Annotated in this window: 15 protein-coding genes; 9 read left to right on the forward strand and 6 right to left on the reverse strand. The window is 62.3% G+C overall.

Features of this window, described 5'->3' with window-relative positions:
* The first annotated feature begins 240 nt into the window (after positions 1 to 240).
* Both J2Y41_RS13600 and J2Y41_RS13605 read left to right on the forward strand, forming a co-directional pair.
* Positions 241 to 1,155 carry a class C sortase gene (locus tag J2Y41_RS13600; protein WP_309929161.1) on the forward strand — a complete coding sequence of 305 codons (915 nt, stop codon included), beginning with the start codon at positions 241 to 243 and terminating at the stop codon, positions 1,153 to 1,155.
* A gap of 46 nt (positions 1,156 to 1,201) precedes the next feature.
* Positions 1,202 to 1,981: an SDR family oxidoreductase gene (locus J2Y41_RS13605; RefSeq protein ID WP_309929163.1), complete on the forward strand. Its 780-nt coding sequence runs from the start codon at positions 1,202 to 1,204 to the stop codon at positions 1,979 to 1,981.
* Here J2Y41_RS13605 and J2Y41_RS13610 read toward each other — a convergent pair.
* Positions 1,944 to 3,044: an FUSC family protein gene (locus J2Y41_RS13610; RefSeq protein WP_396133545.1), complete on the reverse strand. Its 1,101-nt coding sequence runs from the start codon at positions 3,042 to 3,044 to the stop codon at positions 1,944 to 1,946. The two genes, J2Y41_RS13605 and J2Y41_RS13610, sit on opposite strands and share 38 nt — an antisense overlap.
* 188 nt (positions 3,045 to 3,232) lie before the next feature.
* Between J2Y41_RS13610 and J2Y41_RS13615 the strand changes: the two genes are divergently transcribed.
* The 3 genes from J2Y41_RS13615 to J2Y41_RS13625 are packed head-to-tail and all read left to right on the forward strand — an operon-like array spanning position 3,233 to position 5,245.
* On the forward strand, positions 3,233 to 4,219 hold the full coding sequence (locus J2Y41_RS13615; RefSeq protein ID WP_309929165.1) for an aldo/keto reductase: 987 nt from the start codon (positions 3,233 to 3,235) through the stop codon (positions 4,217 to 4,219).
* A 46-nt stretch (positions 4,220 to 4,265) separates the two neighbouring features.
* Positions 4,266 to 4,733, forward strand: a complete 468-nt coding sequence (locus J2Y41_RS13620) for an SRPBCC family protein (protein WP_309929168.1) — start codon at positions 4,266 to 4,268, stop codon at positions 4,731 to 4,733.
* Positions 4,730 to 5,245, forward strand: coding sequence for a GNAT family N-acetyltransferase (locus J2Y41_RS13625; protein ID WP_396133542.1), 516 nt, complete (start codon positions 4,730 to 4,732; stop codon positions 5,243 to 5,245). The genes J2Y41_RS13620 and J2Y41_RS13625 overlap by 4 nt, the downstream gene beginning before the upstream one ends.
* Positions 5,246 to 5,248: 3 nt before the next feature.
* Here J2Y41_RS13625 and J2Y41_RS13630 read toward each other — a convergent pair whose 3' ends face one another.
* Both J2Y41_RS13630 and J2Y41_RS13635 read right to left on the reverse strand, forming a co-directional pair.
* Positions 5,249 to 5,650 (reverse strand): VOC family protein, encoded by a 402-nt coding sequence (locus tag J2Y41_RS13630; RefSeq protein ID WP_309929177.1) that lies wholly within the window; start codon positions 5,648 to 5,650, stop codon positions 5,249 to 5,251.
* Positions 5,651 to 5,682: 32 nt separating this feature from the next.
* Positions 5,683 to 6,615, reverse strand: a complete 933-nt coding sequence (locus J2Y41_RS13635; protein ID WP_309929180.1) for a DMT family transporter — start codon at positions 6,613 to 6,615, stop codon at positions 5,683 to 5,685.
* Here J2Y41_RS13635 and J2Y41_RS13640 point away from each other — a divergent pair.
* Positions 6,614 to 8,029: a PLP-dependent aminotransferase family protein gene (locus tag J2Y41_RS13640; protein ID WP_309929184.1), complete on the forward strand. Its 1,416-nt coding sequence runs from the start codon at positions 6,614 to 6,616 to the stop codon at positions 8,027 to 8,029. The genes J2Y41_RS13635 and J2Y41_RS13640 overlap by 2 nt on opposite strands.
* Positions 8,030 to 8,255: 226 nt before the next feature.
* Here the strand turns inward: J2Y41_RS13640 and J2Y41_RS13645 are convergent, their stop codons facing one another.
* The gene (locus J2Y41_RS13645) at positions 8,256 to 9,875 is read right to left on the reverse strand and encodes an MFS transporter (protein ID WP_309929186.1); all 1,620 of its coding nucleotides are present in this window, start codon (positions 9,873 to 9,875) and stop codon (positions 8,256 to 8,258) included.
* An 830-nt stretch (positions 9,876 to 10,705) separates the two neighbouring features.
* Between J2Y41_RS13645 and J2Y41_RS13650 the strand changes: the two genes are divergently transcribed.
* Positions 10,706 to 11,002: a DUF2130 domain-containing protein gene (locus J2Y41_RS13650; RefSeq protein WP_309929624.1), complete on the forward strand. Its 297-nt coding sequence runs from the start codon at positions 10,706 to 10,708 to the stop codon at positions 11,000 to 11,002.
* 350 nt (positions 11,003 to 11,352) lie between these two features.
* Here the strand turns inward: J2Y41_RS13650 and J2Y41_RS13655 are convergent, their stop codons facing one another.
* Entirely contained in the window at positions 11,353 to 12,138 is a 786-nt protein-coding gene (locus J2Y41_RS13655; protein WP_396133546.1) for a putative protein N(5)-glutamine methyltransferase, read from the reverse strand.
* Positions 12,139 to 12,379: 241 nt separating this feature from the next.
* On the opposite strand from J2Y41_RS13655, the gene J2Y41_RS13660 reads away from it, so the two are divergent.
* Together J2Y41_RS13660 and J2Y41_RS13665 are read left to right on the forward strand one after the other, a co-directional pair.
* Positions 12,380 to 12,607 carry a hypothetical protein gene (locus J2Y41_RS13660; RefSeq protein ID WP_309929188.1) on the forward strand — a complete coding sequence of 76 codons (228 nt, stop codon included), beginning with the start codon at positions 12,380 to 12,382 and terminating at the stop codon, positions 12,605 to 12,607.
* Positions 12,608 to 12,695: 88 nt separating this feature from the next.
* Positions 12,696 to 12,956, forward strand: a complete 261-nt coding sequence (locus tag J2Y41_RS13665) for a hypothetical protein (RefSeq protein ID WP_309929190.1) — start codon at positions 12,696 to 12,698, stop codon at positions 12,954 to 12,956.
* An 81-nt stretch (positions 12,957 to 13,037) separates the two neighbouring features.
* Here J2Y41_RS13665 and J2Y41_RS13670 read toward each other — a convergent pair whose 3' ends face one another.
* On the reverse strand, positions 13,038 to 15,611 hold the full coding sequence (locus J2Y41_RS13670) for an ATP-dependent DNA ligase (RefSeq protein ID WP_309929193.1): 2,574 nt from the start codon (positions 15,609 to 15,611) through the stop codon (positions 13,038 to 13,040).
* Between the last annotated feature and the right edge of the window lie 25 nt (positions 15,612 to 15,636).

Here is a 15,636-nt window from a genome sequence, read left to right on the forward strand (position 1 = left end):
ACCGGCATCCTCTACGCAGCAGGAGCCCTCCTCGTCGCCGGCGCAGCCCTGATGCTCGTCCGCAACCGCCGCACCAACAACAACTAACACCCACTGCAGGGCGCCGCTACCGCGGCCCCCGCAGCAACCCCAAGTGGGGAAGAACGCCAACCAGGCGCTCTTCCCCACTTGCATTCCCTTCTGCAGTCTCCACAACTGCCGCACTGTTCCAATCGACTCACCCCAGCTACAGGATTCTTGATGACACACGCCCCAACCCGCACCCGTCGTGGACTCCGGTATCTGACCGGACCCTGGAGCCGGCAACGGCTCCTGATCGTGGTGGTGGCGGTGATCGGCGTCGGGATCCTGCTTTATCCCACGGCGGCAGCCTGGTTCTCGGATCGCGTCCATGCCACCGAGATCAGCGGGTACGTGGACTCTGTCCAGACCATGAACCCTTCCGCGAAGAAGTCCCTCCTGGACCAGGCCCGGGAGTTCAATGAAGAACTGCCCTCAGGGCCCCTCCGGGACCCTTACTCCTTGAACGAAGCCGGCGAGCAAACCACCATTGGTGCCGGCTCCGAGGCGTACAAGAAGATGTTGGCTGTGGGGCCTGGAGGAATGATGGGCCGCATCAGCATTCCCTCCATCCACGCAGATTTGCCCATCTTCCACGGTACGGACGAGGACACTCTCTCCAAAGGTGCCGGCCACCTCTTCGGGTCCGCGCTGCCAGTGGGCGGCGAAGGCACTCATAGTGTCTTGAGTGCCCACTCAGGATTCGTCAATGCCACCCTTTTTGACGACTTGGACAAAGTCCATGAAGGCGACGTCTTCAGCATCAACGTGCTCGATGAAACCATCTATTACAAGGTCGACCAAATCCTCACGGTACTGCCCGACCAAACCGAGGCCTTGCGTAAAGTTGAGGGCAAGGATTACCTCACGCTCATTACCTGCACACCCAAAGGCATCAACAGCCACCGGCTCCTGGTTCGCGGCGAACGAACCACTGCACCCACCAGCGCTGACGGACCCCGTACCCTGCCGTCCACCACAACAGACCCCGGATTTCCCTGGTGGATCCTTGGCATCACTGGCTCGATAGCGCTAGCCATCATCGGCACCAAGCCACGCACGCGACCCTCTGACGAAGAGCACGCTGCTCTCTGACGAAGAGACAGGGGCGCCATAAGCCTTCAGCGCATAGTCTAGGCGCATGACGACTCGAGCCAATGAACTCACCGCCCTGGTCACCGGTGCCACGGCCGGGCTCGGTGCGGAATTCGCGCGCCAGCTCGCCGAAGCCGGACACCACCTTGTCCTGGTAGCCCGCGATGAAGAACGCCTCAAGGAAAAGGCTGAGGAGTTCGAACGCGACTTTAGTATCTCGGCGGAGGTTCTGTCCGTCGACCTGACTACCGACGTCGGGGTTTCCTTGGTGGCTGACCGCTTGCGGGACGCGGCGCGACCCGTCGACGTCCTGGTCAACAACGCCGGAATCGGACTCTTGAAGTCGTTCGAGCAGAACGATGTGGAGGAAGAAAAGCGGCACGTACGCCTTCACGTTCAGACACCGATGGAGCTGTGCCACGCGGCGCTGGAAGTCATGCTGGCACGTGGCAAGGGCCGGATCATCAACGTTGCCAGCGTCGCAGCCTTCGCCAACAGGGGCACCTACTCGGCGGCCAAAGCCTGGCAGGTGACGTTCAGCCGTTGGGCGAATATTGCATATGCGAAGTCCGGCGTGCAGGTCACAGCGGTGTGCCCTGGTTTCACGCACACAGAATTCCACGACCGCATGGGCATGGATAAGTCCGTGGCGCCGAGATTCCTGTGGCTCACCGCCGAGCGCGTGGTGCGGGAAGGGCTGGAGGACAACGCCGCGGGCAAGGCTGTTTCCATCCCGACGCGTCGATACAAAGTGGTTAGCTTCTTTGCGCGTATCTTGCCGGCGAAGCTTACCTCCGGCCCGCCGCGCCGGCCCCTGCAGCCCTAGGAGCCGTAATGGCAGGTGCCCTGACCAGCACCGCTACCGCGATTCCAATCACCGCTCCGACAAACGTCTCGATCGCCCGCTCCATCACCAGCACACCCGGATCCATGGGCGACGCCAGTTGGGCGATGAGCAGGACCACGGGCGTGAAGAAGACCATGGCCCAGCCGTAGTGCCGCGCCATGAACAGCTCAGTGGGGAACTGGCAAAGGACCACCACAATGGCCAGGACGATGGCAGCATGGCCGGGGAAATACTGCAGCGGTGACAACGGACTTGGGAAAAGTACGACGGCGACCACCGCCAACCCGAGGAATGTTCCCACGATGCGGTGGATGCCTCGGTGGACGCGGCTCGGGAGGTCCGCACCTGCCAAGGGTACGGCTGCTGCGGCCATGGCCCAATGCGGATGGCCGCTCCCACTCAGAACGCCACAAGCTCCGGCGGCACTGACAGCGAGAATGTAGCGGGCCGCATGAACAAGGGCAGATTGCCGTAAGGGTCCGCGGAGGATGGGGACATCGCGGGCAGCGCCCGGCTCCCACCTTCGGTGCCGAAGCCAGCCAGCGAATCCGACCAGAATCGAGAACGCCGCCGAAGCTGCACCGATCAGCACCGCCGTCAGGAACGGAACGCTGGTGGGGACCGACGCGCACGCCCCCAGGGCGAGGATGCCGAAGAAAGGCCCGATCGGTTTAAGACGCACTGCGTCTGCATATAAGGAACCTGCGCCGGCAAAGAGCGTCGCCACCAGCACCAGCCACCAGGAATGGATGTGGTTGACGGAAAGAAGCGTGCCGATCGTGAGCCCGCCAACCAGAACAAGCGCGGCTTGGGCTTGGTGTTTGAGCCGCAGTTGGTGGGCTTCGTTGCGTCCGTACATTCCGGTGAGCGCGCCGAACACCGCATACATCATGAGGTCCGGACGGCCCACGAGAATCAGGACCAGCCCCGGAACTGCGACACTGAGGGCCACCCGAACCGCCGACAGGCGGTCGTTGTTTGGCGGCCCCAGCCTGTGGAGCTCCCGGGCATGCGCCATGAATGCGGGCAGGGAAAACACCACCAATCATTCAAGGCTTATGGGTGAACTATCAGTATCGAAAAGTATCAGGAGGCCATGCTGGCCCGCCATAAGCCCGGTCACAACCCGTAGCAAGGCACTGGCAGTACCCCTTACGTCAGTGCCTCCCAAATGGCTTGGGAAGGTTGTTGACTGGATCAAACGGGTTATTCGAAGCAAAGGGAGGCATCATGCACACACGGACACTTGGGCAAGGCCTGGAGGTCTCCGCCATCGGGCTTGGCTGCATGGGCATGTCCCAAAGCTACGGCCCAAATCCGGGGGACCGGGCGGCGATGATCAAGGTGCTCCGCGAAGCAGTGGAGATCGGAATCAATTTCTTTGACACGGCCGAGGTGTACGGGCCGTTCGTCAACGAGGAACTCGTCGGCGAGGCGCTTGCTCCTATCAAAGACCAGGTAGTCATTGCCACAAAATTCGGCTGGCGGATCGAAGACGGCAAGTCCGTTGGGCTGGACAGTTCTCCTGAACGGATCAAACGTGTGGCGGACGAGTCGCTCCGCAGGCTTGGGGTGGAAACCCTGGACCTTTTTTATCAGCACCGTGTTGATCCCAACGTGCCCATCGAGGACGTCGCGGGAGCTGTGGGTGAGCTGGTCCAGGCCGGTAAAGTACGGCATTTCGGCCTGTCCGAGGCATCAGCCACCACTATTCGCGCGGCCCACGCAGTCTTTCCCGTGACCGCTGTCCAGAGTGAGTATTCGTTGTGGACACGGGATCCGGAACCGGAGGTGCTGCCCGCCCTCGCGGAACTCGGCATCGGCTTTGTCCCGTTCAGCCCACTCGGCAAGGGATTCCTCACGGGTACGGTGGATCCGTCCACCCAATTTTCGCCAGGTGACGTCCGCGGCACTATCCCTCGATTCACCGCAGAAAACCGGGCGGCCAACCAGGCCCTGGTGGATCATGTGGCCGAACTCGCCGCCTCGAAAGGTGCATCACCCGGTCAGATCGCGCTGGCTTGGCTTCTCGCGCAGCAGCCATGGATCGTCCCGATCCCGGGCACACGGCGTCGGGAACGACTTGAAGAAAATGCTGCCGCAACCACGGTTGCGCTCTCCGCTGATGAAGTCGCCGATCTGGATGCCATGGCCAGCCGGATCGGGGTGCAAGGCAACCGCTACAACGATCAACACATGGGCCTCGTGGGAAGGTAACAGCAACACTGGAGCGCTGCCCGGCAGAGTCTGGGAAGATCAAGGTATGCCCGTAGCTTTCGTCTGCCGAACCCGCTCCGCCATGTCACCGCAGGAGTTGTTCGACCTCTCCCGAAACATCGACGCCCATGTGGGGTCGATGACCAAAAGCAGGGAAAAGGCCATAGGCGGCGTGACGACAGGCCTGATCTCGGAAGGCGAGCAGGTCACCTGGCAGGCGTGGCACCTCGGAGTCCGTTTCCGCATGACCAGCCGCATCACGCATATGGACGCACCGGCGTCGTTCACTGACGAGCAGGTGCGCGGCCCGTTCAAGTACCTCCGCCACACCCATGAATTCCGGCAGGACGGCAGCGGGACGCTGATGGTGGACACCGTGGAGTTCGCTGCCCCGTTCGGGCCGCTGGGCCGCCTGCTGGAGAAGCTGGTTCTGGCCAGATACCTGCAGGACTTGATCGAAGCCCGCAATGGGTTCCTCGTAGGACAGGCACCTCCAGCACTGGATAAACGGTGATCCGGCTAGCTCGAACAGACGATCTGCCGCGTTTGCAGGACATCGAACGGGCGGCGGGGGAAGCCTTTCGGGGACTGGGCATGGATCAGATCGCGGACGACGAACCCTTCTCCTTGGACGAGATGAACGTCTACGTAGGTGCCGGGCGTGCCTGGGTGTGGGTTGATGGGCTGGACTACCCCTTGGCGTATCTATTGACGGACATTGTTGATGGCAACGCGCACGTGGAGCAAGTTAGCGTGCACCCGGACCAAGCGCATCAAGGACTCGGCCGCGAACTGCTGCATGCGGCAAGGGTGTGGGCAAGGGGGCATGGCATGCAGCGCCAGACCCTGAGTACCTTTCGCGACGTGCCGTGGAATGCGCCGTATTACCGGCGGTTGGGGTTCCAAACGCTCGACGCCGGCAGCTGGGGTCCTGAGCTGGCCAGGCTCATGGAGCACGAAGCTGAGTTGGGGCTGACGCGTTGGCCTCGGGTCGCCATGTGGCGTCCTGTGGTTCCGCCGACGTAGCTACTATTCAGCCACCAACTCAACTTCGTAACTGTCAGTGTTGATCAAATACGCCGCGTAGTGGTCCGGACCGCCGGCGTGCGGGTACTTCGACTCGAACATCTCGTACCACCCGGCGTCGGCACCGAGCGCGCGGATCCGGTCCACATTTTCCCGGGTGCCGGCATGGAAGGCCACATGATTGAGCCCGGGATCAGTGCGCCGGTGGGCCGTTCCGGTGATGGCATCCGTGCCTTCCACCACCACGTACGTGCCATTGAGCTTCCAGCTGCAGCCAGTGGGCCACTCCTGGAAAGGCTTGTAACCAAGCTCGCCTAAGAGCCAGCCCCACTCCTCCCGGGCTCGTTCAAGGTGCGGCACCCAGATCTCAAGGTGATGGATCGAACCTACAGTTGCGTCAGGCATGCGCCGAGTCTACGAGACTTGGCGTGGCAGCGTCAGGGATTCGACAGCGGGTTGAGCCTTACGCGGACAGCGGCGCCTGCACAGAGGATCACGGCGAGCCCGCCAACCGCGGTGGTCCACGTCATCGACTCTCCCAAAAGCAGGCTTGCCCACGCGATGGTCATGACCGGTTGGACCAGTTGGATCTGACTGACCTGTGCCATGGGTCCGATCGCCAGGCCGTGGTACCAGGCGAAGAATCCGAGGAACATGCTCACAACTCCCAGGTAGGCGAAGGACAACCACTGAACCGGTGTAGCAGAGGGCGCTCCCGATCCCAGTGACAGGACCGTCAGCAGCAGCATGACAGGAGAGGCGACAACCAGCGCCCACGAGATTGTCTGCCACGGGCCGAGTTCGCGCGCCAGCAGACCTCCTTCTGCATAGCCTATTGCTGCCGCAATCACGGCGCCGAGGAGCAACAGGTCGGCCCAATGAAGCTGACCGAAACCGCCGGACTGAACCAGCGCGAAAACCAGCGCGGCGATAACACCTATGGCAGTCAGGATCCAGAACAGGAGCCGCGGACGTTCACGGCCCCGGATCACCGCTACCGTTGCCGTGGCCGCAGGCAGTAGCGCGATGACGATGGCTCCGTGGCTTGCGGTGGTGGATGTCAGTGCGAACGTTGTCAGCAAGGGGAAGCCCGCAACGATCCCACCGGCCACCACAATCAGTCGAACCCACTGGAAGCCCTGCGGAAAGCGTTGGCGGGTCAGGCCCAAGGCCAGCGCTGCAAGAATGGACGCAACAACGGCCCTGCCTGCCCCGATGAACAGCGGAGATAGGCCTTCCACGGCGACCCGGGTGAAGGGCACCGTGAACGAGAATGCGACAACGCCAAGAAGGCCCCACCAGATGCCAGTCGACGTCCGCCTGGATACCACTGGCCGTGAAAGTGTAGTAGCGCTACTATTGTGACTCATGAATAACGATAGCAGTTCCCGGATTGTCTCGCGAGTAAAGGAATGGATCGCAGGGGCCGCGCCGGGAGCCAAACTGCCATCCACCCGTCAACTCGTGGCCGAATACCAGGCAAGTCCGGTGACGGTGCAGAAGGCGTTGAGGACCCTCACTGCCCAAGGCCTCATAGAAAGCCGCCCCGGAGTTGGCACCTTCGTGCGGGCATACCGCACCGCCAGGCCGTCCGATTATGGCTGGCAGACAGCGGCACTCCGGGCCGCGCAGACGCCGCGCCTGCTTAATTCTGGCGCCATGCGCAGCGCTTCGAACGACGTCATCGCATTCCACTCCGGCTATCCGGACCGGGAACTCCTGCCTGAACGGCTCGTCCGGGCCGCGCTAACCAGGGCTGCCCGCGGCGACGCTGCACTGTCGCGGCCACCCGCGCAGGGGCTTCCCGAACTGCAATCCTGGTTCGCCCACGAGCTCAGCACCTCAACGCCGGTTGGCGTCACGCCGCCCCAGCCGAGCGACGTCGTCGTGCTTCCCGGGAGCCAGAGCGGACTTAGCTCAATTTTTCGCGGGCTGGTGGGACATGGCCGGCCACTGCTGGTGGAGTCGCCCAGTTACTGGGGGGCGCTGCTGGCCGCCGGCCAGGCCGGCGTTCGGGTCATTCCGGTGCCGTCCGGTCCTGAGGGGCCGGATCCGGAGGAGCTCGGGAGGGCTTTCGAGGAATCAGGAGCCCGGATGTTCTATGCCCAGCCCAACTTTGCCAACCCCACGGGTGCCCAATGGTCACCCGAACGGTGCGAGGAGGTCCTCCGGATTGTGCGGCAGCACGGCGCCTTCCTTGTGGAGGACGACTGGGCCCACGATTTTGGCATCACCGCGCAGTCCGTCCCGCTCGCCGCCCGGGACGATTCCGGCCACGTGGTGTACATCCGCTCGCTGACCAAAAGCGTCTCCCCGTCCATCCGCGTGGCAGCGATTATCGCCCGTGGACCCGCGCGGGAACGCATCATGGGCGCGCAGGCCGCGGAGTCGATGTACGTCAGCGGGCTGCTCCAGGCTGCAGCGCTCGACGTCGTCACTCAGCCCGGCTGGATGACGCACCTTCGAGGCCTGGGCCATCAGCTGCAGTCGCGCCGCGACCTGTTGGTCACCAGTCTCCGCGATCACGTGCCAGAGGCGCACCTCAGCCATCTGCCCAAAGGCGGCTTGAACCTGTGGTTGCGGATGCCGGACGGGTTCGACGTCGATCAGCTCACCAAGGATTGCGAAGCGGGCGGGGTCCTCATTGCCGCCGGAACGGAGTGGTTCCCGGCGGAGCCTGAAGGCCCGTACATACGGCTCAACTACGCCGGCCCCAATCCTGGCGGATTTCCGGAGGGCGCGCGGATTATCGGCATGGCTGTTAAGCGGTTGCTCGGATCCTGACCGATTCGGAGTCCCGTTGCCCGGCCGCTATTAAGTTGCCCGGCCGCTTTTAAGTCGTTGGGCAACAACGCGAAAGCGGTCTGGGAACGGGATTAGGGGTATGAGCGCGCCCTGAACAGCAGTAGCCACCAACCCAAGGAGAGCGCCTTGGCGTTGGTGGCTACTGTGGGCGGCGGGGCCGCGAACTATCGGAAAGCGCTGCTCAGAAGTTGCAGGCAAGTGTTCCCTAGGCGGGAGCCAGATCCTTGTCCCGGCGGCCGAACACTTCATCATCAATTGGCTGGCCGTCGAACGGCATCTCGTCCAGGTTGATGAGCGGGTTGGTGTCCTGTGTTGCTACGAGTTCGCGGGCCTCGGCCGTAGTGTCCACGCTGGGCATGGAGCCGGGCAGCGGACGTTGGGCTGATTCACGCAGGAAGTAGATGGCGATCGCACCCACGATGGACGTTGCCATCAAGTAGTAGGCAGGCATCATGTCGTCGCCGGTACCCTCAATGAGGCCCTGCACGATGAACGGGGTGGTTCCTCCGAAGATGGCCACCGAGAAGTTGTAGGCGATACCCATTCCGCCGTAGCGGCTGGACGTCGGGAACAGTGCCGGGAGGGCCGAGGCCAGGTTGGCGATGTAGAACGTCACAGGGAACGCGATCAGGGCAAGGCCTGCCAGTGTCGACCAGATATCGCCGATGCCGATCAGCATGAAGGCGGGAACGGAGAACACGATGGTGCTGCCCGCGCCGATCCACAGCACTGGACGGCGGCCGATGCGGTCGGACAACTTACCGGTAAGCGGGATACACAGTGCCATGATCACCAGGACCGGGATGGTCAACAGGGTGCCATGAACGGGATCGTAGCCCTTGGAATCCGTGAGGTATGTAGGCATGTATGAGGTCAGGGCGTAGCCAACAGTGTTGGCCGCCGCTGCGAGGATCATGGCCAGCACGATTTGGCGCCAGTAGGCCTTGATGATGCCAACCGGGCCCTTGGCGACGTTGGCATCTTGTGCCGCGGCGTCCTTGGCGATGGCTTCCTGGGCGTCCAGGGTGGCCTGGAACTGCGGGGATTCCTCGATCTTGCTCCGGAAGTACACAGCGATCAGGCCGAGGGGGCCGGCGATCAGGAACGGAAGCCTCCAGCCCCATTCCTCCATGGCTGCCTGTCCGAGCGTGAGCTGCAGGACTGAAACCAGCGCGGCGCCGAGGGCGAAGCCGATGTAGCTGCCCATGTCCAGGAAGCTGGCGAAGAATCCGCGGCGCTTGTCCGGGGCATATTCGCTCACGAAGGTTGTGGCACCGGCGTATTCACCGCCGGTGGAGAAGCCCTGGACGAGCTTGAGGATTACCAGCAGCGCAGCGGCCCAGATGCCGATCTGCGCATAGCCGGGCAAAAGCCCGACGGCGAAAGTGCTTGCCGCCATCAGCATCAGTGTTGCTGCGAGCACCTTCTGGCGGCCCACTTTGTCGCCGAGCCAACCAAAGACGACGCCGCCAAGCGGGCGGGCGATAAAGGTTGCGGCGAAGGTGCCGAGAAGAAAGAGTGTCTGGACGGACTTGTCCGCTTCCGGAAGGAAGACGGGGCCCATGGTGGTGATGAGGTAGCCGAACACGCCGACGTCGTACCATTCCATGGTGTTGCCGACGATCGTGCCGCCGAGTGCTTTCTTCAGCATCGGCTGGTCCACAACGTTCACGTCGGATTCCTTCAACCGGCGCTTCGGGCGGAGCTTCGTTTTCTTAACGTTCTTTACAGTGTTGGAAGCGGCCGGGGTGTGGGTTGATTCCGTGTTTCCGATGACGTTCCTTGCGCCATCCGGAGAGACGATCTTGCTTTGGTCTATGGGCATTTGGGCTTCTCCTAGGGAGGTCATTTGCTTGCGACTTCTGCTGCCCCGCTCTGGGCAGGTGTTCAATTTTACGGGGTTTACCGCCCAAACCCCAGTTGAGATCCGATTTTTGGGCCGTTTTGGGATGCAAATTGCCTAGCTGTGTTGCATCTCATTACCTGCTTTTGCCCTGCAACGGCGCGGAAGCCGGGCCATTTTTGCCCTCCCGGGCACGTTGTTACCAAATTGTTTAGCCAAGCCCACTTAACAGGGCCCAGTAGAGGCCAAAAACTGATGATTTGCGAGCCGCCGCGCGGGTCATCGTGTCCACGAAAACGCACCGCCGAGCAGGTGCCGAGTAGAACAAGTCTGTTGGGCAATGACGGTGGCCACCAGCAGTATGCAGATGGCCACCGCTCCCGGTTAGGGGATGTTGTGCCAGAACAGGCGGACGACATCAACGACTAGTCGGATGATGTTGACCGCCAGGTTCCAGGCGCCCCATGGTTCTCCGCGTTTCCGTTTGGATTCCACGCCGGCACCTCCTCCCAGAGGAACAGGGCACGGCCTGCACGTGTCTATGGGCACAACGGCGTTGCGCCCTACGTGCGTAGGGCCATACACTCAAAGTGTTCGGATTTGAGGATATGACCCTCTGACCGCACCAATGAGCGCACCGCGCTGAACAAAGACCCGATTGCGCTCGGGTCTTTGTTCATTAACGGCACAGCAGGCTCTTGCCTGATGACTCCAGCGTATCGGCCAGGAGACATCGCAACGGACACGTCGGCGTGGTTTCAGACGAGGAAATCACCAAAGGGGCTGAGGGAGGCACGGACGGCGTCTCCGTCATGCCGGGCCAGTCGGCTTATTGTGCAGCCCTAGGACTCGGCTTCGAGCTAGAGCCGTGCCTCCGCGAATCGGGGCGCCATAGACTCCATTTGCGGAACGCCGCGATGAACACGCTTGAGTACAAGACCGAGCTCGCGCTGGGCAAGGCACAGAACTTGGATATCACAAACTTCGAGCAGCACATTGACGATTTCAAGGACGCGTTCGGTCGCAACTGGAGGCTCGCCTCCCACGGTTTCGTGGAGGCGATCCAGCGTATTGACGAAGCGATCAAACACTTGGAGAAGACGAAGTAGGCGCTGCACAAGTCTGCCAACAACCTGCGGCTTGCGAACGCCAAAGCCGAAGATCTCACGATTAGGAAGCTCACGCGGGGTAACTCGACAATGACTGCCAAATTTGCCGCGTTGGCGGTGGCGAAGACGGCAGGGTGGGAAGCCAACTGACGCCCTTTTTCAGGGAGCCGCTGAATGTACTGCCTCCACCACAGATCCTGGAAGCTGCCATAGCTGAAAACGAGTGACCTTCACTGTCTCTGTCTGTCCTCGAAATCTGACTTCTACGGCCAAAAAAGCCCGCGCAAAGGTGTGTATTGCGCAGAAGCATCGGATCGACGAGCGGGCTTTCAGCCCCGAAAGCCGACGGTTCAGCGGCTCCTTGGGGAGCCGATCACCAGGGTGGCATTCAATCCTTCGTCCGAGGCCACCGTCGCGGACAGCCCCGACGCCCTCAGGAGTGCGGCCGTTTCAACTGACTGCTGCCGTGACGTTTCGATCAGGATCCACCCACCCGGGGCCAACCACCCAGGTGCCCCAAGCGCAACCCGGCGCTGGGCATCCAAACCGTCAGTACCGCCGTCGAGCGCCATCATCGGTTCATGGAAGCGCGCCTCAGGCGGCATCATGCCGATGGAACCCGTGGGGACGTACGGCGCATTGGCGAGCACCACGTCCACACGTCCCCGGAGCTCAAGGGGGAGGGCGTCGTATAGATCGCCTTGGAAAACGCGCCCGCCACGGGGCTCCACGTTCTTGCGCGCGCAGCCCACCGCAGCCGGATCAATGTCAGCGGCGTACAGCTCGCAGCTCCCCAGAAGATCGCTGAGTGCCGCACCGATCGCCCCCGAGCCACAGCAAAGATCGACGACGACGCCACCCGGCGATGCGACTTTCGCCGCCTGGCGCACCAGGAACTCCGTGCGACGCCGTGGGACGAATACTCCGGGTTCAACAACCATGCGGCTCCCGCAGAAGTCCACCCAACCGAGGATGTGTTCCAAGGGCATTCCCTTGACGCGCTGATCCACCATGTAGTCCAAATGGTCTGGACTCGTGGCGGCCTCAATGAGGAGTTGCGCTTCCTCCTCCGCGAAGACGCATCCGGCATGGCGGAGGGTGGTGGCGACGGACATTCTCCAGGTCACGGGTGCCATGCTAGCCGAGGGGTTCACAAAAGCGGCGATTCTTGGTTAGGGTATGACGCATGGGAACACTGATTTTTGAGTAGACCGGCATCTGCCCGCAGCGGCACAGCCGAGTTTCACCTGACAAAAATCCACGCCTGTTGAGGCCCTGCCTCCATGCCGTTCCCGTTGTCGACGCTATTTTCTCGAACCGCAACGCCATGGTTTTGGTGCTTCTCCAGGACTCACACCTGAAGAGGAGTCCACTTTTATGACTGCCAATCCTTCCGAAAACAACACCTCTGAGCCCGCAGCATCGGGAAGTCCGAAGTCCGCCTCGGGCGGCATCAAGTCCAAACTGACCGATGCCCAGAAGGCAATGCTCGCCAGCAAGTCCGGCGGAGGCGCTCCTGCTGGCTGGCAAAGCACGGGCAAGGGCCATAAGCCCACGTCCACCAGCGGCAAGCAGGCCAAGACGGAGAAGAAGGTCCGTTGGTGATTCCTGGATGCAGATAAATCCTGCAGACAACCATCGACAGCCCACCTAGTATTGAAATTCCTTCGTTTCACTGTGGAAAGGAAGAACCATGACTGCAAAGCATCAAGATGAAAACATCGATCCTGAGGTTGCCAGCCACTTGGTGGAGGCCATGGATATGGCTCCCATGCCTGAGCCGGCAACCATCGATGTAACCCTGGGTTTGGACCAGGAGCAGCACTGGCCGGACGGTAGCGGCAAACGCCGGCACCCGAAGGACCGCGACCAAGCCCATGGACGAGTGGGCCAGGGTGCAGCCGTGACTGCAATCCACCGGACCAGCCGCCCGCAGATGCCGCACTCCTCCTGAGCGCAGCCACCCGAACATAGCCAGCCCAACTAGGTAGCAGCACAGCGCGTTTAGGACTCTCAAAACGCGCTCAAGTGCGACCTAGTTGGGCGGGCTTACGTCTTCCGGGGACTTGTCAGGACGCCACCCACGCCACACGGGATGCCGTAGCCTGCCCGGGCCGGTCCATTCTCCGAAGGTCACTTCGGCTACCAGCTCCGGATCTACCCAACGGGCACCCGCAGCATCCTCGCGCGGGATATCGGCGAACGGGGAATCGGGTATCAGGCGGGGCTCCAGTTTCTCCATGACATCCCTCAGCTGCCACTCCTTGAACCCGGTGCCCACCCGGCCCACGTAATGCAACTTCCCGCCCTGCGGAATGCCCAACAGCAACGAGCCAAAGGTCCCATTCCGGGCACCCGCGCCGGGTCGCCAGCCACCAACAACCACTTCCTGGCTCTGCTCCAGCTTGAGTTTGATCCACGAGCGGCTACGCCTGCCAACCACGTAGCGGCTATCTGCCTTCTTCGCCATCACCCCTTCCAAGCCGAGTTCAGCCGCGCTTGCCATGAGGTCGTCGACGTCGTGGTCCAACACCGCCGAAAGGTGAAGCGGGCAGCCCGTGCGCAAGCCCCCGGCAAACGCGGCAAGCCGCTCCCGACGCTCACGGAAAGGAAGCCCGCTCAGATCCGTGCCGCCGTCGTACAACAAATCAAAGAGCATGAGCTGCACCGGGACCGAAGCGCGGGCTCGTTCGATGTCAGCGGTCTTCACCAGGTTCATACGGAGCTGCAGACGGCCAAAATCAGGCCGCGAACCCTTTCCAAGTGCCACGATTTCACCGTCGGCCACGAAATCGCCGTCGGGCCAGCATGATCGGTCTGTTAGTTCGGGGTAGGTGGCAGTGAGATCGTTGCCGTTGCGACTCATGAGACGGATCCTGCCCTCGGTGCCGGTGATGATGGCGCGGATTCCGTCCCATTTCAGTTCGTACAGCCAGTCCTCGCCGCGAAGGTCGGCGACGGTGCCGGACGTGGCAAGCATGGGAGTGTAGTTCGGCATTGGCTGGGGAGCGGCTGGCCTCGATGCCGCGACGGGGGCGACCTTGTCGGGAGGACTGGCGGTGCCCTTCCGAAGCCGTCCTCCGGGTTGCTCCTTCATCAAGTGGATAAGCCAACGGTCGCCCGTATTGATCAGTGCCAGACGTTTGGTCCCGTGCAGTCCACCTCCTGGCTGGCCCGTTAGCGTGGCGATCACTTCCTTGCCGTCCCGCCATTTCTCGCACGTGTACTCCCCACGGTCCCAAATAGTCATGGTCCCTGCACCATATTCACCTTTGGGAATGACGCCAGCGAAGTCCGCGTATTCCATCGGATGGTCTTCCGTATGCACGGCAAGGTTGTTCCGGTCGGGCGTCTCCGGAACGCCGCGCGGCAAAGCCCACGACGCAAGGACGCCGTTGTGCTCCAGCCGCAGATCCAGGTGGTAGCGGCGGGCATGGTGCTCCTGGATGACGAAGATCCCGCCGGGCGGTGCAGGGTCGCCGGGCTTCGGCTGGTCAGAGGAAGATCCTCCCGTCGTCGCCGAGGCAGAAGCAGCCGACGACGCCGGGAACGGCTCCGGGGTCTTCTCCGGATCGCGCATCCCCACATATTTGGCGAGACGGTTTTCCACGGTCACCACGCGCTCGCGGGAACCGGCCGAACCGCTGCGGGTTGCCGAACCGCTGCGGGCTCCAGCGCCGTCGTCATCATCCGTATACTCTCCGTGCGGCGGGAGGTGCCGTGACGAGATAGGGGCGAAGTGGTCCTTGCCGGTCTTGACCCGCTTCATCACCGCCGTGTAATCAAGATGGTCCAGGGTGCTCGAGGAGAGTTCGCGCCACGTGCGCGGCGCCGCGACCGTTGGATGGGCTTTACCGCGGAGTGAGTAAGGGACGATGGTGGTCTTGTTCCCGCTGTTCTGGCTCCAGTCCACCAACACTTTGCCGTGGCGGAGGGATTTCTTCATGTCGCTGACCACCAGCTCGGGATGGTCGGACTCAAGGGCACGCGCCAGCTCATGGGCGAAGGCCGATACTTGCTCGGACTTCAGGGTCCCCTCCAGCCCGGTATAAAGGTGGATTCCTTTGCTGCCGCTGGTCACTGGTACCGGTTCCATGCCCATGTCCTGCAGGATGGAGCGGGCAAGTTTGGCCACTTCAACGCACTCAGGCAGGCCTGCGCCCGGACCGGGGTCAAGATCCAGGACGAAGCGGTCGGGCCGGAGCGGATTACCCTCAGCGTCAACCTGCCATTGCGGGACGTGGATCTCCAAGGATGCTATCTGTGCCATCCATGTAAGCGTGGCGAGGTTGTTGACCATGGGGTAGACGTTGGTGTGGTCCGAGTGCTGGATGGCCGTGCGGGGGATCCACTTGGGCGCGGAGTCTTCGAGGTTCTTCTGAAAGAACACCTGTCCGGGGTGCTCGGCAGTGCCCACCCCGTTGACCCAGCGCTTGCGTGTGACGGGCCTGTTGGCGGCGGCAGGAATGAGGAACGGGGCGACTGCGGCATAGTATTCCAGGACTTCGGCCTTGGTTGTCCCGGTCTCGGGGTAGATGATCTTGCCCAGGTTGGTGAGGGTCAGCTCGTGGCCTTCCACGTTCACCCGCTCCTGTTGCTTGCCTGCCACCTCTTCTCCTCTGCTGTCTTGTGCT

This window comes from Arthrobacter sp. 1088 (genome assembly GCF_031455315.1).
Lineage (GTDB): Bacteria > Actinomycetota > Actinomycetes > Actinomycetales > Micrococcaceae > Arthrobacter.